General features: G+C 69.4%; 19 protein-coding genes and 1 tRNA gene. 8 read left to right on the top strand and 12 right to left on the bottom strand.

Annotation, left to right across the window (positions count from 1 at the left end):
• Window positions 1-189: 189 nt before the first annotated feature.
• Complete coding sequence (locus H4N58_RS13825; RefSeq protein WP_167250206.1) at window positions 190-1,116, top strand: hypothetical protein; 927 nt, start codon at window positions 190-192, stop codon at window positions 1,114-1,116.
• Between the two features lie 222 nt (window positions 1,117-1,338).
• On the opposite strand, the gene H4N58_RS13820 is transcribed toward H4N58_RS13825, so the two are convergent.
• Entirely contained in the window at window positions 1,339-1,869 is a 531-nt protein-coding gene (locus H4N58_RS13820; protein ID WP_167250208.1) for a hypothetical protein, read from the bottom strand.
• Window positions 1,870-2,212: 343 nt separating this feature from the next.
• On the opposite strand from H4N58_RS13820, the gene H4N58_RS13815 reads away from it, so the two are divergent.
• A complete protein-coding gene (locus H4N58_RS13815) occupies window positions 2,213-2,362 on the top strand; it encodes a hypothetical protein (RefSeq protein ID WP_167250210.1) in 150 nt (49 codons plus the stop codon).
• Window positions 2,363-2,811: 449 nt separating this feature from the next.
• Here H4N58_RS13815 and H4N58_RS13810 read toward each other — a convergent pair.
• Window positions 2,812-2,887: transfer RNA gene (locus tag H4N58_RS13810), tRNA-Lys, on the bottom strand.
• A 148-nt stretch (window positions 2,888-3,035) separates the two neighbouring features.
• Between H4N58_RS13810 and H4N58_RS13805 the strand changes: the two genes are divergently transcribed.
• Window positions 3,036-4,100, top strand: coding sequence for an alpha/beta hydrolase (locus tag H4N58_RS13805; RefSeq protein ID WP_167250212.1), 1,065 nt, complete (start codon window positions 3,036-3,038; stop codon window positions 4,098-4,100).
• Between the two features lie 21 nt (window positions 4,101-4,121).
• Here the strand turns inward: H4N58_RS13805 and H4N58_RS13800 are convergent, their stop codons facing one another.
• Together H4N58_RS13800 and H4N58_RS13795 are read right to left on the bottom strand one after the other, a co-directional pair.
• A complete protein-coding gene (locus H4N58_RS13800) occupies window positions 4,122-5,345 on the bottom strand; it encodes an MFS transporter (protein WP_167250214.1) in 1,224 nt (407 codons plus the stop codon).
• On the bottom strand, window positions 5,342-5,719 hold the full coding sequence (locus tag H4N58_RS13795; RefSeq protein ID WP_208322884.1) for a rhodanese-like domain-containing protein: 378 nt from the start codon (window positions 5,717-5,719) through the stop codon (window positions 5,342-5,344). The genes H4N58_RS13800 and H4N58_RS13795 overlap by 4 nt, the downstream gene beginning before the upstream one ends.
• Before the next feature lie 107 nt (window positions 5,720-5,826).
• On the opposite strand from H4N58_RS13795, the gene H4N58_RS13790 reads away from it, so the two are divergent.
• Together H4N58_RS13790 and H4N58_RS13785 are read left to right on the top strand one after the other, a co-directional pair.
• On the top strand, window positions 5,827-6,828 hold the full coding sequence (locus H4N58_RS13790; RefSeq protein ID WP_370465450.1) for a helix-turn-helix domain-containing protein: 1,002 nt from the start codon (window positions 5,827-5,829) through the stop codon (window positions 6,826-6,828).
• A 59-nt stretch (window positions 6,829-6,887) separates the two neighbouring features.
• Window positions 6,888-7,229: a YciI family protein gene (locus H4N58_RS13785; protein WP_167250218.1), complete on the top strand. Its 342-nt coding sequence runs from the start codon at window positions 6,888-6,890 to the stop codon at window positions 7,227-7,229.
• Window positions 7,230-7,251: 22 nt separating this feature from the next.
• On the opposite strand, the gene H4N58_RS13780 is transcribed toward H4N58_RS13785, so the two are convergent.
• From H4N58_RS13780 to H4N58_RS13755, 6 genes are all read right to left on the bottom strand, one after another.
• Window positions 7,252-7,911, bottom strand: a complete 660-nt coding sequence (locus H4N58_RS13780; protein WP_167250220.1) for a bifunctional 2-polyprenyl-6-hydroxyphenol methylase/3-demethylubiquinol 3-O-methyltransferase UbiG — start codon at window positions 7,909-7,911, stop codon at window positions 7,252-7,254.
• A gap of 128 nt (window positions 7,912-8,039) precedes the next feature.
• Window positions 8,040-8,543, bottom strand: a complete 504-nt coding sequence (locus H4N58_RS13775) for an Lrp/AsnC family transcriptional regulator (protein WP_167003998.1) — start codon at window positions 8,541-8,543, stop codon at window positions 8,040-8,042.
• Window positions 8,544-8,556: 13 nt separating this feature from the next.
• A complete protein-coding gene (locus H4N58_RS13770) occupies window positions 8,557-12,048 on the bottom strand; it encodes an indolepyruvate ferredoxin oxidoreductase family protein (RefSeq protein ID WP_167250222.1) in 3,492 nt (1,163 codons plus the stop codon).
• 201 nt (window positions 12,049-12,249) lie between these two features.
• Window positions 12,250-12,681: a type II toxin-antitoxin system VapC family toxin gene (locus tag H4N58_RS13765; protein ID WP_167250224.1), complete on the bottom strand. Its 432-nt coding sequence runs from the start codon at window positions 12,679-12,681 to the stop codon at window positions 12,250-12,252.
• The gene (locus tag H4N58_RS13760; RefSeq protein WP_167003991.1) at window positions 12,678-12,920 is read right to left on the bottom strand and encodes a ribbon-helix-helix protein, CopG family; all 243 of its coding nucleotides are present in this window, start codon (window positions 12,918-12,920) and stop codon (window positions 12,678-12,680) included. The genes H4N58_RS13765 and H4N58_RS13760 overlap by 4 nt, the downstream gene beginning before the upstream one ends.
• Before the next feature lie 58 nt (window positions 12,921-12,978).
• On the bottom strand, window positions 12,979-14,496 hold the full coding sequence (locus tag H4N58_RS13755) for an NAD(P)/FAD-dependent oxidoreductase (RefSeq protein ID WP_167250226.1): 1,518 nt from the start codon (window positions 14,494-14,496) through the stop codon (window positions 12,979-12,981).
• Between H4N58_RS13755 and H4N58_RS20690 the strand changes: the two genes are divergently transcribed.
• Window positions 14,389-14,775: a pirin family protein gene (locus H4N58_RS20690; protein WP_347877931.1), complete on the top strand. Its 387-nt coding sequence runs from the start codon at window positions 14,389-14,391 to the stop codon at window positions 14,773-14,775. The genes H4N58_RS13755 and H4N58_RS20690 overlap by 108 nt on opposite strands.
• A 149-nt stretch (window positions 14,776-14,924) precedes the next feature.
• On the top strand, window positions 14,925-15,242 hold the full coding sequence (locus H4N58_RS13745) for a hypothetical protein (protein WP_220471275.1): 318 nt from the start codon (window positions 14,925-14,927) through the stop codon (window positions 15,240-15,242).
• 96 nt (window positions 15,243-15,338) lie between these two features.
• Here H4N58_RS13745 and H4N58_RS13740 read toward each other — a convergent pair whose 3' ends face one another.
• Window positions 15,339-16,640: an MFS transporter gene (locus tag H4N58_RS13740; RefSeq protein WP_167003985.1), complete on the bottom strand. Its 1,302-nt coding sequence runs from the start codon at window positions 16,638-16,640 to the stop codon at window positions 15,339-15,341.
• Between the two features lie 92 nt (window positions 16,641-16,732).
• On the opposite strand from H4N58_RS13740, the gene H4N58_RS13735 reads away from it, so the two are divergent.
• On the top strand, window positions 16,733-17,614 hold the full coding sequence (locus H4N58_RS13735) for a LysR family transcriptional regulator (RefSeq protein WP_167250230.1): 882 nt from the start codon (window positions 16,733-16,735) through the stop codon (window positions 17,612-17,614).
• Here the strand turns inward: H4N58_RS13735 and H4N58_RS13730 are convergent.
• Complete coding sequence (locus tag H4N58_RS13730) at window positions 17,611-18,783, bottom strand: HupE/UreJ family protein (protein WP_167250231.1); 1,173 nt, start codon at window positions 18,781-18,783, stop codon at window positions 17,611-17,613. The genes H4N58_RS13735 and H4N58_RS13730 overlap by 4 nt on opposite strands.
• Between the last annotated feature and the right edge of the window lie 12 nt (window positions 18,784-18,795).

Below are 18,795 nucleotides of genomic sequence, written 5' to 3'. Positions count from 1 at the left end.
ATTCGCGGCGTCGAAAGAGGAGCAAAGACCGGGGCCTCTCGTTGCGACCTTGCCGGGCGGTCGCCGTGTGTCTGTGGCTGTACGAGTTGATCCCAAGTGCCATTCCGCCTTCCCGGGCGAAGAAGCGGATGTGTGATGATTTGGCAGGTGCGCTAGAGATATGGCGACGGTCGGGTCTACGCTCCACACATGACTGAGGAACGAGTCCCGGTAGACCCAGAGTCTTCCCGCGCATGGGTCGAAGTTGCCCAGGGGACCCGCATCAGCTGGCACATCTTCAGGAATGTTCCGTTACCTTGCGAGGGATCAAACTTCGCGGCGATGCGTGATCTCTATCCCTACGAACCGGTTGATGAGAGGGCACGTTCCTATGTCGGTGCCGCGCTTGAGCACCTGGTCATGTGGGCCGACCACGCCGCCCCGTTCAAGTTCCATCCGGAACATGAAGCCAACTTTCATCAGCGACCCCCGTACACCCTCGCTCGAGCTGCAATGGAGTCTGCTGCTCAAGCTGTTTGGATGCTCGACACTAGGGAGCCAGTCGAGTGCGTTCGGCGCCATCTCTGCCTGATTCGCTGGGACCTTCAGGAGCATAAACGCAGCAAGCTGGAGCGAAATGAGAAAGAGCAGGTGGTCGCGCGTGAGAATGACCTTATTCGTCGCGTTTCGCAGGTGTTCACCGAGGATGAGACTAGACCGCCCCAGGGCTACCTCTGGGTTCTGCAGCGAGCGTGCGACGCAGACGGCCTCGACCTCGGAGCTGATCGAGTCGAGCGCCTCTGGCGCGCGGCGAGCGGCTCCGCCCACGGCATGTACTGGCCAACACAAGATCTGCAACGACTTGTAGAAGTGCCAGTGGAGGACGGAAAGTCCCGACAGATTCGGGTTGCGGATACCCAAGGCGTGGCAGACGTCCTACGTGCAGCGTACGAGATGACGCAATACGCCGTTCTAAAGTACGCTGAGTTCGCTGGTGCTGATATTTGGGCTCTGTTGAACGCTAGCCGCGCGTGGCTCGCAAGCAAGGTGACAATCCGTGACGATGCGGATCCCTTGATCCTCGCCCGACTTCGCAGTGCGATTGAGCCGCCCGAACCGGGCTCGACGCCCCCCTAGTAGCGCTGGGAACGAGGTTCCCGTGGCCGACAGACCTCGGTCTGGCGGCCACGGAGGCGACCGCTATCGCTCACTCACTTCGTCTAATTGTGACTGCCTTCCCGAGTTTCGTATCCGTGCGGATCGGCGCCCTTCTCGACGTAGTCATAGATCGGGGGGTCGAACTTAAGCGGCTCGGCCGTCGCCTCGGGCTCAGTTGGTTCACCAACTTGTTCGCTCATGTCACCTCCCCCACGCCAGGTAGAGGACGTTCAAGAGGAGGGCAACCAAGAAGACGAGCGCGGTGAACATCGATCTGATCGCGTAGCGGAATCGCTGAGCACGAATGTCGGCGTCCCCCTTGGCGCCGGACAGCGCGGAGACCGCGGAGAGGCTGCTGCTGTTGAGGAGACTCTCCGCGATTTGAGGCCCGCTCGTTCCTGGTCGCGGATCAGCCGCGTGCCGCTTCCACCAGTGGCGAAGCTGCTGTGCACTTGGGATGGCGACTGGCGAGGGGGAGATGGCCAGCAAGGCAAAAAAACCAGCAAGCAAAAGTGCAGTTAGGGCAGGAAGTAGGAACGCCCAGGTCCAGAAGGTCGCTACCATGCCGCCGACGCCTGCTCCCTGTAGCAGTAGAGCGAGGACTACGCCGACGAAGCCAAGGAGCGCCACAGCTCGCGTGGTAAACGCATCGCTTCGGCGGTCATGCCACTCCAGTAGCCAGCGCGCTTGGTCGATGAAGAGGCCACTGTCGTTCTCCGGTTGTGCTGGCATGGTGGCGAGCATATTCGTGCGAACGGACGGGTGGGGCACAGTTCGCAGTACGACCTTCTGCATTCCGTTTTTCACGGACCCCAAGTTCAGTCTGCTTCCGTCGGTCGGGCGACCGGGCATCGTGGACTCCCGACGTTCGAAAGGACGTTCATGGCGTCGACAAGTTCACCGACCTGAGAGGGATACTCGGCGAGATCAGCGATCGCCGCGGCGGGCCACTTCTTCCCGAGCACGGTGCGCCTCGGCGAACTAGCCTGACAGCGCCGGGATCGGTTCGAGTGCGTGCGCTAACTGGGCGACCAAACCTGTGCTAGCGCTTGATGATGTCCCGAGGTGCAGAACCATGGTCGCGCACGTGATCGACTGCCGTGGGCCGCCGGACGACCTCGATGCCCAGCACCTCGCCCGCGTCTCACCGGCCGCCGTCGAAGCCCTCGAGCACGCGCTTCGCGAAGCGCTCCCCGCGCCGGAGAACTGCCGACCTGAGGGTTAGTCCCAGTCGGCCATTGGGTGCGGGTTGGTCGGGAGGAAGTTGCCCACGGCGCCGAGGACGAACGGCCCCCGGGCCGGCGGTTAGACCTGAAGACCGGCGGCGAACCGACCGATAAGGCTCTCGACCCCGTCACGCCTCCCGCCGGCACCATGGCCGATCACGTCCCGTCGACCTAACGACTCCCTCCAGTGCTCTCGCAAGCTCGTGCGGACTGAAGTCGACCTGCCACTCTCCTCGCGACGCCTGGTGTGTGACCTCGACCCACAACCCCTTGGCATCGGGCTGGGGACGTACCGAGTAGCCACAGGTGCGGAGCCCTGGACGAGTTCAGCCACCAACGTGCTCATGATCTCGATGCGACTTCGCCGGGCTTCCGAACACGAAAAGTGAGGGTAAAGGGTGGTAGACGAGAAGCAGGTCAGACGCTCATCGCGTCTGACCTGCTTGGATGGTGCGCCATCAGGGACTCGAACCCCGAACCCGCTGATTAAGAGTCAGCTGCTCTGCCTATTGAGCTAATGGCGCGTGGTGCCTCTAAGCCGTCGCTCGAAGCAGTAGGAACTCTAGCAGGGGACCCCAACCGCTCCTAATCGAGGGGCCGGCTTGTGACGCGGGTCTCCCGCGCTGTCCGTACGCCTGCGAAAATGCGGCACCAGCCCCCGAAGGAGCCCCCATGAGCGACGCTACCTCGCGCCCGTTGTCCCTCCCGCTGCGGCTCGAGCGGGCCGCGATCCGCGGCTTCGCCCGCCTGCCGCGAGGGGTGGTCGAACGCCTTGGCGCCAAGGCCCCAGTCAACCGCGACGGCGAGGGCCTCGCGCCCGAGATCGCGACTGCGCTGGGCGTGCTCAACCGCATCCCCGGATCCGACTTCTCGACCAAGCCGGTCGACGTCGCGCGTCGTCAGATCGAGGAGGAGTCGCTCGTCTTCGCCGACACGTTCCCGCCGTTCGCGGTCGAGGACGACCTCCTCATCACGGCCGTACACGGCGATATCCCCGCGACCCGTTATCGCGCCAAGGCGGGGGAGTCGCGCGGTGTGGTCGTCTACTTCCACGGCGGCGGTTGGGTGCTCGGGAGCCGCGTGAGCACGGACTCCGCCGTACGGTTCCTCGCGCTGCACGCCGGCGTGGACGTGCTCTCGGTCGACTACCGTCTCGCGCCCGAGCACCCGTTCCCGGCGGCGATCGAGGACGGGCTCGCGGCGTGGGAGTACGCGGTTGCACAGGCGCCCGTCTGGGGCCTCGACCCGTCCCGCATCGTCGTCGCAGGCGACAGCGCCGGCGGCAACATCACCGCCGTCCTCGCTCTCGCGCTGCGCGGCGCCGCGGTCGAGCCATGCCTGCAGCTGCTGTTCTTCCCCGTCACCGACCTGTCCACGAAGCACCCCTCGTACGAGGAGTTCTCCGACGGATTCTTCCTGACCGAGCAGCACATGGACTGGTATCGCGAGCGCTACCTCGCCGACCCCGCCCACGCCCTCGATCCGCGTGTCTCCCCGCTGCTCATCGACGACCTCTCCGGCGTGGCACCCGCGTACGTGGCAGTGGCCGGGTTTGACCCGCTGCGCGACGAGGGCATCGCGTACGCGCGCCGGCTCGAGGAGGCGGGCGTCCCGACCGAGCTCGCTCGCGCGGGCGATCTCATCCACGCGTTCATCAACATCGCCGGCGTCAGCCCCAGCGCGTACGAGGCGACCCTGCGGGCGGCGCAGGCCGTGGAGAAGGCAGTCTCGGGCTAGGGCCTCGCCCGAGTCACGACCTCACGGAGCACGCCGGATCTCGGGGGACCAGAGGGGCACCAGACACAGCGCCGAGATCGCGGCGCCGACGAGCATGACCGCGCGCAGTCCCAGCACCCCGGCGACGAGGCCCGCCAGCAACGTGCCCACCGGCAGCGCACCCCAACTCGCGAAGCGGTGGACCGACGTCGCCTGGGCACGCATATGAGGTTCTGCGTGCTCGTGACGCAGGGTGACGGCGTTGACGGCGAACGCTCCTTGCCCCAGGCCGAACACCAGCATCCCGGTGGCCAGGAGTACGAGTGCGACGGGTTGTGTGGCGAGCCCGAGAACAGCGATACCGGCCACCGAAGGAATGCCGGCGAGTGCCATCACCCGACCTTTTCCATAGCGACGGTTCAGCCGCCCGGACGCGAGGCCGCCCAACGGAAACCCCAGTCCGCCCGCGGCGACGGCGACCCCCACCTGTGCAACGTCGAGGCTGAGCGTCTTGACCCCGTACAGCACGAGCATCGTCTCGAACATCGCAACGCCGATGTTGAAGACCGCCCCGACGACCATGATCCCGCGAAGCACCGGACGGTCGAGCACGTAGCGGAAGCCGACGCGGATGGAGGTGAAGAGCGGTGCCGTCTCCACACGTCGGGCAGGAGGTGGGAGCGACAAGGTGACCACGACAAGCGTTGCCGCGCTGAGGGCGAACGTCAGCGCATCCAGGCTCAGCGCCACCCCGAGCGACCAGACGCTGATCAGCAGGCCACCCAGCGCAGGACCAGCCAGCATTCCCCATGACTCCGACAGGGTGAGGCGGAGATTCGCCGGATGCCAACCTGCCTGGTCAGGAACGACCTCCGGAACGATCGACTGATACGCGATCTGAAAGAACACTGTCGCGGAGCCGATGAGAGCGGCGGCTGTCATCAGGACGACGATGGAGAACTCGCCTCGCAGAAGGATGAGCGCCGCGATGAACCCGAGCACGAGGAGGCGTACGAGGTCGGCGCCCAGCATCGAGCGTCCGAGCCCCCACCGGGTGACCCAGACGCCGGCCGGAAGACCGAGCACCAGGAACGGCAGCTTCAACAGGGTCGCGACGACCGCGATGTCGCTCGTCGACCCTCCCGCATGGGCGACCGCCACCAGGGGTAGCGCGATCAGGGTGACCTGGTCTCCCAGCACGCTGGCACTCTGGCCCGCCCACAACCAGCCGAAGGTGCTCCTGGCGCGGTGTGGCGTGCGCCTCATCTTGCGAGGTCGCCAGGCTCTTCGCCGACCGCGACCGGGAAGCCCTCCGCAGTCCAGCCCAGCATTCCCCCCGGCATCTCCTTCACCGCGCGTCCGAGGGCGGCCGCGCGGATCGCTCCTCGTGTCGAGGCGTTGCAGTGGGGCCCGGCGCAGTACGTCACGAGCAGGTCGTCCTCCGGGACACCGAGCAGCTCAAGGGTCTCCCTGCTGAGCCGCCTGTGCGGCAGGCTCAGGGCTCCCGGGATGTGCCCGGCCGCGTAGTGCTCGGGCGATCGAGTGTCCAGCAGCGTGAATCCCTGGATGCCCGCCAGCATGTCGGCGTAGACGTCCGCGCAGTCGGCCTCGAAGGCCAGTCTCGCCTCGAAGTGCCGCAAGGCTGTCTCGCTGCTTGCCGGTGCAGGGTCCAGAACGTGGGAGCGCATTCGCATAGAGGCAACGGTGCTGGAATGCGTGAGCGCTCACTAGTGACTGGAAGGACATCATGTCGTACGATCCGGCCATGTCGCCGCGTGGACCGTCACATCGAGTTGCGGTGATGGCGGCGCCCCGGATGTCGCTCTTCGAGCTGGCGATCGTCGTCGAGGTGTTCGCGCTCGAGCGCCCCGAGCTCGACGTCGACCACTGGTACGCCGTCCAGGTCTTCACCCCTCACGACGCCGGAGTCGCGGCACTGGGCGGCATGCAGCTCGATGTCGAAGCAGGGGTCGAGGCCATGGCGGTGGCCGACACCGTCATCGTCCCCAGCTGGCCTGTCGACCTCGAGCCCTCCGAGGAGATCTGTAGAGGAATCAGGGCAGCGTACGAACGCGGCGCGCGCGTCGTCTCCATCTGCTCGGGAGCGTTCGTGCTCGCGGCCGCCGGTCTGCTCGACGGTCGCCGCACCGCCACGCACTGGCGCTACGCCGACGAGTTGGCTCGTCGCTATCCCCGACTCCAGGTCGACCGCGACGTGCTCTACGTGGACGACGATCGGGTGCTCACCTCTGCCGGCTCCGCTGCGGGCATCGATCTCAGCCTGCACATCATCCGTAAGGATCACGGCGCCGCCATCGCGAACGCGGTGGCTCGCCGGCTCGTCGTGCCCCCGATCCGTGAGGGCGGGCAAGCACAGTACGTCGAGGCGCCCGTCGCGCGGGCAGACGACGACCGCATCCAGCAGCTGATCGAGTGGGTGGTCGAAGACCCGCGTCGCCCCGTGTCGGTTGCCGCCGCCGCGCAACGGGTCAACATGTCGGAGCGCACGTTCAGCCGGCATTTCAAGAAGGTCACCGGCTCGACCTTCTACGACTGGCTCACCGAGCGTCGACTCCACCGGAGCACGGAGCTGCTCGAGACGAGTGACGAGACGATCGACGTCATCGCACAGCGCGTGGGGTTCACGGACCCCACGGCGTACCGGCGACAGTTCAAGGCCAGGTTCCTGACCACCCCGTCCGGCTATCGCAGCGCGTTCAGAAGGGTCAGCACCCCGGCGACCTCGTAGAGGACCCGTCCGGTGGTGGAATGTCTTCCATCTGTCGTGCGATCGAAGGAGTCGACCCGATGACGAAGTACCTCATCTCGTTCCCGAGTGCCGCCATGGACCTGTCCGGCGAGGATCTGCACGCCGTGTCGGAGGAGTCGCACGCCGTCGTGCAGGAGGCGAAGGATGCCGGCGTTTGGGTGTTCGGCGGCGGCATCGACGAGAGCGTCCCGCCGGTCATGGTCGACGCCGAGGGGACGGTGACCGAGGGCACCTACCCGCAGACGAAGGAGCTCGAGGGCGGCTACGCGGTCCTGGAGCTGCCGTCCCAAGAGGCCGCGCTGGAGTGGGCCGCGAAGATCGCGGCATCCTGCCGATGCGCGCAGGAGGTGCGGGCTTTCCAGTACGACCCCGCGAGCTGACGCGCCCGTCAGGTCGTACGGGTCAGGCCGCGCGCTGCAGGCGCCACACGTTGTCGACGCGCGTGCCCGTACGACCGTCCGGTGCGGTCGAGGTGCTCGCGACGCCGTCGAGCGTCACGACCTTCCACTCGTCCTCGGGCAGGTCGAGCGCGGTCATCACCTCGTCGAGCGTCGGGAAGACGGCGCCGGGTACGGAGTGCTCGTGCGGCTCGGCCCACGACGGCCAGCCGCCGTGCATGACCACGAGGAGCGTGCCGCCGGGCGCGACCGCCTCGGCCGCGCTGCGCAGGACGCCGTCTTGGTCGAGGGCGACGGGGGACTGGAGGAACTGCGCGCTGACGAGGTCGTACGAGCCTGCAGGAAACGTGGTCCCGAGCTCGTGCTGCTCCCAGCTCGTACGGTCCGTGACTCCCGCGTCGGCGGCGTGAGCGGCGGCGCGGTCGAGCGCGGTACGGGAGATGTCAACGCCCGTCACGGTCCAGCCCTGCGTGGCGAGCCAGACGGCGTCCGCGCCCTCGCCGCAGCCGAGGTCGAGGGCGGTGCCGGGCGTGAGATCGGCGACTTCGCGGACGAGGAGCGGGTTTGGCTTGCCGCTCCACACGCGGTCGGAGCCGCCGTACCGCTGCTCCCAGAACTCGGTGGGGTCGGTCGGGGTGGTGGGGTGGTCGGCGTGGGTGGTCATCGCGCTCCTCGGGTCGTGCGGGTGTCCTTTAGGGATAGCCGACGGGAGGGGTGGGTGCCAAAGGCGTTTGCTGGAATGGCAAGGGGTCTCGACAGGCTCGACCGGCGGTGGGGCGGGTTTCGACAGGCTCAACCAACGGGTGGGTGGGAGCGGCCGTAGCCGGACTCGCGGGTCAGCTTCTCCAGCAGCGGCTGCACCCGATAGGGGAGCGGCGTCGAGATCGCCAGCGTCGACGTCGTGTGTCGGACACCGGGGGTGTCGATGATCCGCACGACGACCTCCTGGAGCTCGGCGTGCGTCACCGCCGCGACCCGCACCCGCAGGTCTTCGCGCCCGGCCTGCGTGATGATCTCGAGCACCTCGGGGATCTGCGCGACCTCCTGCACGACGTGCGCCATGCGCCGCTGGTCGAGCTCGATGTCGACGAACGCCTGCACCGGCACGCCGATCGCCTCGAGGTCGACGTCTGGGCGGAAGCCCCGTACGACTCCGGTGTCCTCGAGCCGCTTCAGTCGCGCCTGCACGGTGTTGCGGGCGACGCCGAGCGCCGCCGCGAGCTCCACGACGCCGGCTCGTGCGTTGCGGGTCAGTCTCCCGATGATCTCGGCGTCGAGGCGGTCCAGTCGCGGCACGGGGTCGAGTCTGTCAGACCAGCAGGTCGACCGGTACGCCTTCCTCGCGCAGCTGCTCGACGTACGTGGCGACGTTGCGCAGCTTCACGTCCTCGTACCCGCGCACGACGTCCGGCAGCGCAGCGATCCGCACCGCGCGCTCGTACGACTCCGCGCTGAGCCCGGCGACGAGCGTGTCGACCACGCCCTCGTAGTGGCTCACGAGACGCCGCTCGAGACGGCGCACCTTCGCGTAGCCGAACGGGTCGAACGGCGTGCCACGCAACCCCTTCATCCGTGCGAGCCCGCGCAGCACGACGTGCGAGCGCGGCGCGAAGCCGACCTTCTTCGAGCGGCCCATCGCCTTCAGCGCCGGCGGGTGGAGCTTGTAGGTCATCCGCGACCCGCCCGGCACCTGCCGCGCGACCTCGTCGGCGAAGGCGGCGTCGGTGAGCAGACGCGCGACCTCGTACTCGTCCTTGTATGCGGTGAGCTTGAACAGGGAGGTGGCGACCGCCTGCGTGAGCCGCTCGTCGGAGCCCACGACGCGCTCGGCGTCGCGGACGGCGGCGACCCGTGCGACATACCGCTCGGCCGTCGCCATCCCCTGGAACCGCACCAGGTCGCTCGCGCGCCGCGCCACCGTCGCGCGGATCGCGTCGGAGAAGCCCGCCGCGTCGACCGCCGGCACCGCGATCAGCGCCGCCTCGACCGTACGAGGGCTCGCCGCGGCGGCGAACGCAGCCGGGTCGGCGACCGCGACGCGGCCCCACCGGAACGCGGCGACGTTCGCGTCGACGGCGACGCCGTTGAGGCCGATCGCCTCCTCGATCGCCGCGGCGGGGATCGGGAGGGCGCCGGTCTGATAGGCAGCGCCGACCAGCAGGAAGTTCGCCGTGGTCGTGCTCCCGAACAGCTCCTCGGCCGCCTCGAGTGCGTCGAGTGTCATGACGTCGCGCGACACGGTGCCGAGCCGGTCGATGAGCTCAGCCGTCTCCGGATAGCCGACCGACGCGTCGTACACCATGTCGCCCGTCGGGGTCTTGCTCGTCGACGCGATCGCGACCGTCGTCGCCGGGTCCCCGTACGAGAGGCCCTTCGGGGATGTCGCCGCGAGCAGGTCGAAGGCGAGGACGCAGTCGGCGCCCTGCGGCGTGAGGCGGTTGGACGGCTCGAGGCCGCCGGAGGACGAACGCGGCGAAAAGCGCAGGTGGCCCGTCACCGGTCCGGCCTTCTGGCTCAGCCCGGTCTGGTCGAGCGTCTCGGTGTCGAAGCCCGCCCGCAGCGCCGCCGTCGCGAGCACCTGGTTGACGGTGAGGATGCCCGTGCCGCCGATGCCCGCGAGGAACACGTCGTGCGTGCCACGCAGCGGGGGAGCGGCAGGGTCGGCGACGGCCGGAGGCGTCGGTGTCGCACGACGCGGCGACTTCGTCGAGGGGTCGACCTCGACCGTCACGAACGACGGGCAGTCGCCGTCGAGGCACGAGTAGTCGGTGTTGCACGACGTCTGGTCGATGCGCGTCTTGCGGCCGTACTCGGTCTCGACCGGCTGCACCGACAGGCAGTTGCTCTTGACGCCGCAGTCGCCGCACCCCTCGCAGACGGCCTCGTTGATCACGACACGCGTGTTGCGGGCGGGGAGCGTGCCCCGCTTGCGCTGGCGACGCGCGTCGGCGGCGCAGTGCTGGTCATAGATCAGCACGGTCACGCCGGGGACGTCGCGCAGGATCCGCTGCGCCTCGTCGAGCCGGTCGCGATGCCAGAGCGTCGTGCCCTTGGCGAGCGCGCGCTTGCGGTGCCGCTGCGGCTCGTCGGCGACGACGATGATGCGGGCGACGCCTTCGTCGCTGAGCTTGTGCGTGAGCTGTGGGACGGTGAGCGCGCCCTGAGCATCCTGCGCGCCGGTCATCGCGACGACGTCGTTGTAGAGGATCTTGTAGGTGATGTTCACGCCGGCGGCCAGGCACGCCTGGATCGCGAGCTGGCCGGAGTGGAAGTAAGTGCCGTCGCCGATGTTCTGGAACGTGTGGCCCGCGCGCGTGAACGCGGACTGCCCGATCCACTGGCTGCCCTCGCCGCCCATCTGCGTGAAGCCCGTGACCGCGCTGTCCTCGCGGCCGGACGTCGACACCATGATGTGGCAGCCGATCCCGCCCGCGGCGAGCGAGCCCTCAGGCACGGCGGTGGAGCGGTTGTGGGGGCAGCCGCTGCAGAAGTACGGCGCGCGCGACGTCGTCAGGAGCGGGAGGGCGATGGTCTTCGGGCGCGGCGGCGTGATGGCGACGCGGTCGCCGAGGACGTGCCGCAGCGGAGCGAGGAGCCTGCCGGAGGTGACCTCGCCGTCGGCCGGTACGAGGGAGAGGCCGGCGGCGTCCTTCTTGCCGAGCACGCGCGGCGCGCCCGGACGGCCGTACAGGATCTCGCGGACCTGCATCTCGATGAACGATGTCTTGTCCTCGACCACGACGATCTCGTCGAGTCCCTCGGCGAAGCGCTCGACGGCACCGGGCTCGATCGGCGTGATCATGCCGAGGCGCAGCACGCGGATGCCCGCGGTCGCGAGGTCGTCGTCGGAGATGCCGAGGTCCACGAACGCCTGGCGCAGCGCGTCGTACGTCGTGCCGGCGGCGACGAAGCCGGTCGTCGCGTGCGGCGGATCGATGTCGAGGACGTCGAGCGCGTTCGCGGCGGCGTAGGCGCGGACCATCGCCGTACGAGGGCCGACGAGCTGCGCCTCCGCGCCGACGATGGCATCGGGGTTCACGATCATCGGAGCCTGCGCGTACGACCAGGGCTTGCCGCCCCACTCGAGCGACGGGACGACGGGGGAGAAGGAGTCCGCGGGGCGGTCGACCACCCAGGATCCGTCCGCGACGTCGGCGACGATCTTGAGCGCGACGAGGCAGCCGGACGCGCGCGAGAGTGCAGCGGCGTGCAGACCGTACGAGATGACCTCGGCGGCGTTGCGCGGAAAGAGGACCGGGATGCCGAGCGCGGCCAGCGTCCGCTCGCTCACGGCAGGGACGGTGGACGACTTCGAGGCCGGGTCGTCGCCGGCGAGGATCACGGCACCGCCGCGCGGGTCGACGCCATACATGTTGGCGTGGCGCAGCGAGTCGGTCGCGCGGTCGACGCCGGGCGCCTTGCCGTACCAGTAGCCGACGACGCCGTCGTGCGTCGCGTCAGCCGGGTCGACCGGCTGCTGGCTGCCCCACACCGCGGTCGCGGCGAGCTCTTCGTTGAGCCCGGGGACGAAGCGGATGTCGTGCGCCTCGAGCACGTCCGGCATGTCGGCGAGCATGCGGTCGACGCCGCCGAGCGGACTGCCCTGGTAGCCGGACACGAATGACGCCGTACGCCGGCCGCAGCGGCGGTCGTGCGCGCGCTGCTCGACCAGGAGCCGCGCGATCGCCTGGACGCCCGTGAGCAGCACCGGCGGCGAACCCGCGCGATAACGGTCCGCCAGATCGTACGGGGCCGGGGCGGTCGGCATTGCTTCGATGGGACGGATCGCCAGCTCGGTCACGGCGGGCTCCTTCGCGCTGCGGGGGCACGTGCCTGGATCAGGCTGTTGCGTGGCTCACATACGGCGATGTGATGTGCTCACAGTGCCCAAGAGTGACGGGACGCGCAACAGCCGCCTGATCATCGGCGCAGAATGCTCAGATAGGCGGTGCGAGTGAGGTCTGCGAGGCGCAGCGTGACCAGCATCACGCTGACCTGCTGACTACCACCCCAAAGAAGGGTTGTGCCAAGAGAGCCCGTCGAAGCGCGCGAAGTCGCTGTCGAACGAGCACACGCCGACGCCGTTCTCGAGGGCGAGGGCAGCGAGGTGAGCGTCCGGAACAAGGTTGGCCCGAAGGTCACCGTCGACGAGAAGACGTCCGAGAACCTCGGCGTGGCGCGGACCCGGCACCGGGATCCACGTCTGCTCTGCCTGGATCCAGTCCTCGACGAAGCTCCACGCCTCGGCCGGTGACAGTGGCGACGCCGAGGCGCGCGGGTGTGTCGCGATGCGTTGGAAGGCAAGAAGTGTGGGCCAGGGGAAACCGATCCGCGTGGTGCCGCTCAGTGCGCCTTCGAGCCACTCTGCGGCCACCTCGTGGAAGGGGCTCGTCCTGTCGACCGCGTAGAGGAGGACGTTGGCGTCGACGATCACGTGGTCGGCTCAGCCTCGTCGAGGAGATCGAGCGCCTCAGCGACATTCGACACGTCGATGCGAAGGCCGAGCTCGGAGGTGCGTTGGCGAAACGGGGTCGGTGAGGTCGACGACGTGCGGGTCATCCCCGCTCTTGCCAGCTCGTTCACCGCCTCGCTCAATCCGACGTGACGCTCGCGGCGCAGGCGATCTGCGGCTGCGGCGACATCAGGGTCGAGTCGGACGGTCGTGCGCGTCATACCGTCAGCCTAGCATCAGTGATGCGAGTACGGGTGCATCACTGATGCGCCTGCTGGCCTACGCGTGCCGGCCCTCGTGGTCGAGCACGGCCATCGCCGCGTTGTGCCCGCCGATGCCGCTGACCGCACCACCGCGCCGCGCGCCCGACCCGCACACCAGCACGCGCGCGTGCCCGGTCTGGACGCCCCACCGCTCCGCCGGTGTGTGACCGAGCCGCTCGACCCACGGCCAGCGCAGGTCGCCGTGGAAGATGTGGCCGCCCGGCATCGCGAGATCCGACTCGATGTCGGCCGGCGTCTTGACCTCGACGCAGCGGTCGCCGTTCGCGTCGCGCGCGAGCACGGACTCGATCGGCTCCTCGAGGTAGGCGTCGATTGCCGCCGCGAAGGCGCGCCAGCCGCGCTCCTTCGCATAGGTGTCGGAGGCCTCGTACGGCCAGTGGATCCCGAAGTACGTGAGGGTCTGCGCGTCGCTCGCCGCCAGCTCCGGCCCAAGGATCGACCGGTCGGTGAGCGTGTGGCAGTAGAGCTCGCCGCACGCGAGGTCCGGCGACGGCGCGGCGTACGCGTGGGCGAGCTCGGAGTAGGTCTCGCCGAGGTGGAACGTGCCTGCGAACGCGACCTTCGGGTCGACGCCCGACTTCAGGCGCGGCAGCCGGTCCACGAGCAGGTTGATCTTGAGCTGCGAGCCCTGCGGCTTCGTGGGGAGCGGGTCGCCGAGCAGCCCCGCGAGCACGTACGGGGCGACGCCCGACAGCATCCACCGCGCCTCGAGCGTGAGTCCGTCGGCGTGCACGACGACACCGTCGAGCCCGGCGTCGACCGACGTCACCTCCACGCCCGTACGGATCTCCGCGCCGGCCTTCTCCGCGACGCGGCGCAGCTCGTCGGTCACCGCACCCATGCCGCCGACCGGGACGCGCCACTCGCCCGTGCCGTTGCCGACCAGGTGATAGAGGAAGCACCGGTTCTGCAGCAGCGACTCGTCCTCCAGCGACGCGTAGGTGCCGATCAGACCGTCGGTCGCGACCACGCCGCGGACCAGGTCGCTGGCGAAGCGCCGCTCGACCGCACGACCAAGTGGCTCCGCCACGAGGTCGCGCCAGACGCCGTCGCCGACCTGCTCGCGCAGCGACTCCGCGGTCGGCAGCGGCTGCAGGAGGGTCGGCGCGACGCTCAGCGCGAGCGTCTCGGCATCGCCGTAGAACGCCCGCCAGGCCTCGTACTCGCTGTCGGTCCCCGTCGCCTGCCGGAACGACTCCGCTGTCGCGCGCCCCTCGTGCGTCTCGACGAGCAGCCCGCCGCCCTCGTACGGGGTGTACGAGGCGGTGGCGCGGGAGCGGAGCTCGAGCTTCAGGCCGAGCTCGCGGACCAGCTCGTGCGGCATGAGCGAGACGAGGTAGGAGTAGCGCGACAGTCGCGCATCCATGCCGGGGAACGGGCGCTCGCTCACTGCGGCGCCGCCGGTGTGGTCGAGGCGTTCGAGCAGCACCGTACGGAGGCCGCTGCGGGCGAGCAGGGTTGCGGCGACCAGACCGTTGTGGCCGCCTCCGACGATGACGACGTCGTGAGTCATGCGGGTCAGCCTAGGCTGGCTGGTCGAGTGGGCGAGGTCGAATATGCGCCGGGCGAGCCCAAGGGCACGCCGTGGCACCCGCACCGCGGCTTCGAGACCGTGACCTACATGCTCGATGGCGTCTTCGACCACGCCGACTCCCACAGCGGCGGATCGATCACCGACGGCTGCGGCCTTAGCGGCGGACCGGGGCCCCTACACCCGCGACCCGCTCCCGATCCGCTGACCCCCGGCCCCTGGCACCCTTACTCGGATCCGGGGGCTTCGCTTTTGCCCTGAGCGGCGCGCGGCGCCCTGGCGGACTCCCTCCCCGATCGTTCCCTGACGTCCTAAGAGGCCACATGAGGTTAAAGAAGTCGCTCACCGCGCTCGCTGGTGTCGTCGCTATCGGCATGCTCACGACGGCGTGTTCAGATGATGCGGTGGTCGTGAGCGAAAACTTGTCGAAGGCGGCCGACAACTTCGAGATCGACCGCCGCGTCGTGTTCTTCAACGGGATCACGGACAAGTACCTTCTGACGATCGAGGGCCGGTGCGCGATCGAGGACGATGGCGGGCAACTCGAAGTGACGTGCAAGGTCGGGAAGGGCGCCTACAAGAAGCACTTCCTCGGGCTGTCTGACAACGTCTCGTACTTCGTCGAGCAGATCGAAGGCTCGTACGCGGACCCGAACCACTATCGGGTCACGTTTAAGCCGGAGGCGATCGTCCCATCGATCGACCTGCGCACGTCTGCCGACGACTGACCGTTGCCTTTTGCGTGAGCAGCGTCCGGCGTCCTGGCGGACTGCGCGCTCATGTCTCCCTGTTACGTCAGGAGGTCATGGAGGCGTACGAGGACTTCAGCAAGGGACGGTTCGGCCAGATCCCCGGCGAAGGAGATGCCGCACGGCGACGTCGGCGGAGCCGCGCTCGGCGCGTGAGGCACTGGAGCCGCGTTGGGCCCCGTTGGTCGGAGCGCTAGCGGAGCCCGCATCGAGATCCCTCGGCGCCCGCCGTCCCTCGAGCCACACCACGCAGGTCGAGGCCGCGAGAACCGCGCCGAGCAGACTCACCGCACCCCAGCCGCCGGCGACCCACGCGACGGTCGTCGCCGCCGACCCTGCGGCCCCGCCGACGAAGAACGCCGCCATGAACGCCGCGTTGAGCCGGTTGCGCAGCTCGGGCGCCAGCGCATAGATCGCGTTCTGGTTGGCGTTGAGCAGCATCTGCTGCGCCACCACGAGCACCAGCACGCCGAGGAGCAGCCACCAGAGCCCGACCGTGCCGCCTCCTCCGCCGAGCGCGATCGCGCCCCACGCCACCGGGAGAGCGAGCGTCGACGCCCGTGCGACCGTACGGGCGCGCCCCGCGTCGACGAGCCGACCCGCGACCGGCGTCGCCACGACGCCCGCGATCCCCATCAGGCCGAACGCGCCGATCGCCGCCTCCGCCCACCCGTACGAGGTGGCGAGCAGGAACGTCGACGCGGTCCAGAACGTGTTGAACGACGCGAGGGACAGTGCGCCGACCAGGGCACGGCGTCGCAGGACCGGCTGCGTAGCAAAGAGCGCGAGCGTCGACCCGATCAGACGCGGGTACGCGATCCCGCTCGGCGTGTGCAGCGTCGGCAGCCGGTGCCACAGCGCCACCGCGACCGCCGCCACGAGCACCCCGCACACCACGTACACCGTGCGCCATCCCGCGAGCTGCGAGAGCACCCCGGAGATCGGGCGCGACACGATGCTCCCGAGCAGGAGCCCGCTCATCACCACGCCGACGACCTGCCCGCGTCGCGCCGGGTCTGCGAGCGTCACCGCGAACGGGACGACGACCTGCGCAGCGACCGACGTCAGTGCCGTCAGCGTCGTCGTGACCAGCAGTGCGCGCCCGCTCGGTGCCAACGAGGACGCCACGAGCAGGACGGCGGTCGCGCCGAGCAGCGTGACCGCGAGCCGGCGTCGCTCCAGCAGGTCGCCGAGCGGGACCACGAGCAGCAGCCCGACCGCGTACCCGACCTGCGCTGCCGTCACGATCGTCCCCGCACTCGCCTCGGAGATGCCGAGGTCGCTCGCGAGGACGTCGAGCAGCGGCTGCGCGAGGTAGTTCGCGGAGACCGACAGGCCGGTCGCGAGAGCCATCAGGAGGAGGAGCGGGCGGGTCATCCCTCCAGCGTCGCGGTCGGCAAGCCATGAGTCCAACACATGGATGTCACAGCAAGCATGACTCAAATTGATCGACCTGCGACGATGGAGGGATGGAGCTCCAGCAACTCCGCTACGTCATCGCGGTCGCCGAGACCCGCAGCTTCACGCGCGCCGCGCAGCAGTGCCACGTCGTGCAGTCCGCGCTGAGCCACCAGGTCGCCAAGCTCGAGCGCGAGGTCGGTGCGCGGCTGTTCGACCGTACGAGCCGGCGTGTCGTGCCGACCGCGGCGGGCGAGGCCTTCCTGCCCGCCGCACGCGAGGCGCTCGACGCCGCCGAACGCGCGCGTGCCGAGGCGGCCGCTGTCTCCGGCGTGGTGAGCGGACGCCTGCGGCTCGGGGCGATCCCGACGGTGACGGTGATCGACCTGCCGAGCGTGCTGCGCGGCTTCCACGAGACCCATCCCCGGGTCGACGTCTCGCTGCGCACCGGCGGCAGCCAGGAGCTGGTGGCGCAGATCGCCGCAGGCTCGGTGGACGTCGCGTTCCTCGGGCTGCCGCCCGGACGCGTGCCGCAGGGCGTGCGCAGCAGCATCCTCGGCCGGGACGAGCACGTCGCCGTCGTCGCCCTGGACCACCCGCTGGCGGGGGAGCGTCGTACGGACCTCGCGACCCTCGCCCCGTACCCGTTCGTCGACTTCACCGCGGGTACGCCGGGGCGGCTGCAGTCGGACGAGGCGTTTGCCGCCGCAGGGCTGGAGCGGCACGTCGCGTTCGAGGTGACGACCGGCGACCTCGCGGCACGGCTCGTCGCGCAGCGGCTCGGGATCGCGCTGCTCCCCAGCGCGTACGCAGCGACGCTCGCCGACGTCCGTATGGTCCCGATCGCCGACGCGCCCGCGCGGGAGGAGCACGTCGCGTGGAGCCGCTCCCGGCCGACGCCGGCAGCGGCAGCGTTCCTGGACCTGCTCGACGCGCGCTGGGGTCGGACCTAGCCGGCGAGCAGGCGCTCCAACGTCCAGTACGCGCCCACGAGCGTGACGGCGCCGGCCGCGGCCGCCGTCCCCACCCGCGCCACCTGAGGAGCGCGGCGCCGCAGCAGCATCAGCGCGGGGAAGACCAGCACGACGATCACGAGCTGCGTCACCTCGATCCCGACGTTGAAGCTGACGAGCGCCGCCAGCAGACCCCACGACCACGGCTCGTCGATCCCGAGCGCTCCCGCGAACCCGAGCCCGTGCACGAGCCCGAACGCGAACACGACCGGGAACCGGAGGCGGTCGACCACCGACGGACGTGTGCGCTCCAGGTCGGTGCGCACGACGACGCTCCACAGGCAGACGGCCGCCGTGAGCGCGATGGACGCCGCGATCACCGGCTCCACGACGATCGCCGGGACGTCGACCAGGCCGAGCGCGGCGAGGAGGAAGGTGACGCTGTGGGCGACGGTGAACGCGGCCGTCGTCAGCACGATCTCGCGAAGCGATCGCGACCCGAGGATGAGAATCAGCAGGAAAAGCACGTGGTCGAGCCCGAACAGCAGGTGCTCGGCGCCGTGCACGAAGAACTCCCCGAGCTCCTCGGCCGTGCTCTGCTCACCTGCGATGAACGTGGGCGTCTGCACGTCGAGCAGCGTCTCGCCGCTTCGCTCGTCGAGGTCGTACACGAGCAGCGCCTCGGTGCTGTGCACGAACCCCTCGGCGTCCGGGAAGAGCGTGCTGGAGACGGAGTGCACCGCTTCGGCACCGGGGTCGCCGGCCGGGCAGCCGAAGGTCACGGGGACCACGGCGTGGGCACGTCCGCGGCGCTCCCGCACGTCGGCGGTGCCGGCCGTCGGCGTGCACTCCTGACCTTGGTACGCGACCTCGAGCCGATCGGTGACGTACCTCCCGACGGCGTCGGCGTTCAGCGCGAGCTGGCGCCGTTGCTCGTCACGGGCCGTCGCCTCGTACGCCGGCGCCTCCAGCCACGCGGACTTCATCAGCAGGTCGTACTCCGCCTCGACCGTGACCTCGACGTCGGTGGTGCCGGCGACCTGGGTGGCCTCGAGGTACGCCGTCGTGGTCGCGTCGTGCGCGGCGGCGGGACCGCTCGGCGCGATCGCCAGCAGCGTGCCGGCGACCAGCACGAGCAGGCCGGTGAGACGGCGTCGGGACACGGGCATGGGACGTTGGTG

The sequence above is a fragment of the Mumia sp. ZJ1417 genome (assembly GCF_014127285.1).
Taxonomy (GTDB): domain Bacteria; phylum Actinomycetota; class Actinomycetes; order Propionibacteriales; family Nocardioidaceae; genus Mumia.
The sequence above is the reverse complement of the archived record's forward strand: the minus strand, read 5'-3'. Positions and strand labels throughout refer to the sequence as shown.

Bases quoted from the DNA above. Each gene is read 5' to 3' on its own strand.
- H4N58_RS13755 (WP_167250226.1), bottom strand. From the start codon at position 14,496: ATGACTCACGACGTCGTCATCGTCGGAGGCGGCCACAACGGTCTGGTC.
- H4N58_RS13820 (WP_167250208.1), bottom strand. From the start codon at position 1,869: ATGCCAGCACAACCGGAGAACGACAGTGGCCTCTTCATCGACCAAGCG.
- H4N58_RS13800 (WP_167250214.1), bottom strand. From the start codon at position 5,345: ATGAGGCGCACGCCACACCGCGCCAGGAGCACCTTCGGCTGGTTGTGG.
- H4N58_RS13805 (WP_167250212.1), top strand. From the start codon at position 3,036: ATGAGCGACGCTACCTCGCGCCCGTTGTCCCTCCCGCTGCGGCTCGAG.
- H4N58_RS13790 (WP_370465450.1), top strand. From the start codon at position 5,827: ATGTCGTACGATCCGGCCATGTCGCCGCGTGGACCGTCACATCGAGTT.
- H4N58_RS13730 (WP_167250231.1), bottom strand. From the start codon at position 18,783: ATGCCCGTGTCCCGACGCCGTCTCACCGGCCTGCTCGTGCTGGTCGCC.
- H4N58_RS13785 (WP_167250218.1), top strand. From the start codon at position 6,888: ATGACGAAGTACCTCATCTCGTTCCCGAGTGCCGCCATGGACCTGTCC.
- H4N58_RS13815 (WP_167250210.1), top strand. From the start codon at position 2,213: ATGGTCGCGCACGTGATCGACTGCCGTGGGCCGCCGGACGACCTCGAT.
- H4N58_RS13760 (WP_167003991.1), bottom strand. From the start codon at position 12,920: ATGACGCGCACGACCGTCCGACTCGACCCTGATGTCGCCGCAGCCGCA.
- H4N58_RS13740 (WP_167003985.1), bottom strand. From the start codon at position 16,640: ATGACCCGCCCGCTCCTCCTCCTGATGGCTCTCGCGACCGGCCTGTCG.
- H4N58_RS13825 (WP_167250206.1), top strand. From the start codon at position 190: ATGACTGAGGAACGAGTCCCGGTAGACCCAGAGTCTTCCCGCGCATGG.
- H4N58_RS13780 (WP_167250220.1), bottom strand. From the start codon at position 7,911: ATGACCACCCACGCCGACCACCCCACCACCCCGACCGACCCCACCGAG.
- H4N58_RS13735 (WP_167250230.1), top strand. From the start codon at position 16,733: ATGGAGCTCCAGCAACTCCGCTACGTCATCGCGGTCGCCGAGACCCGC.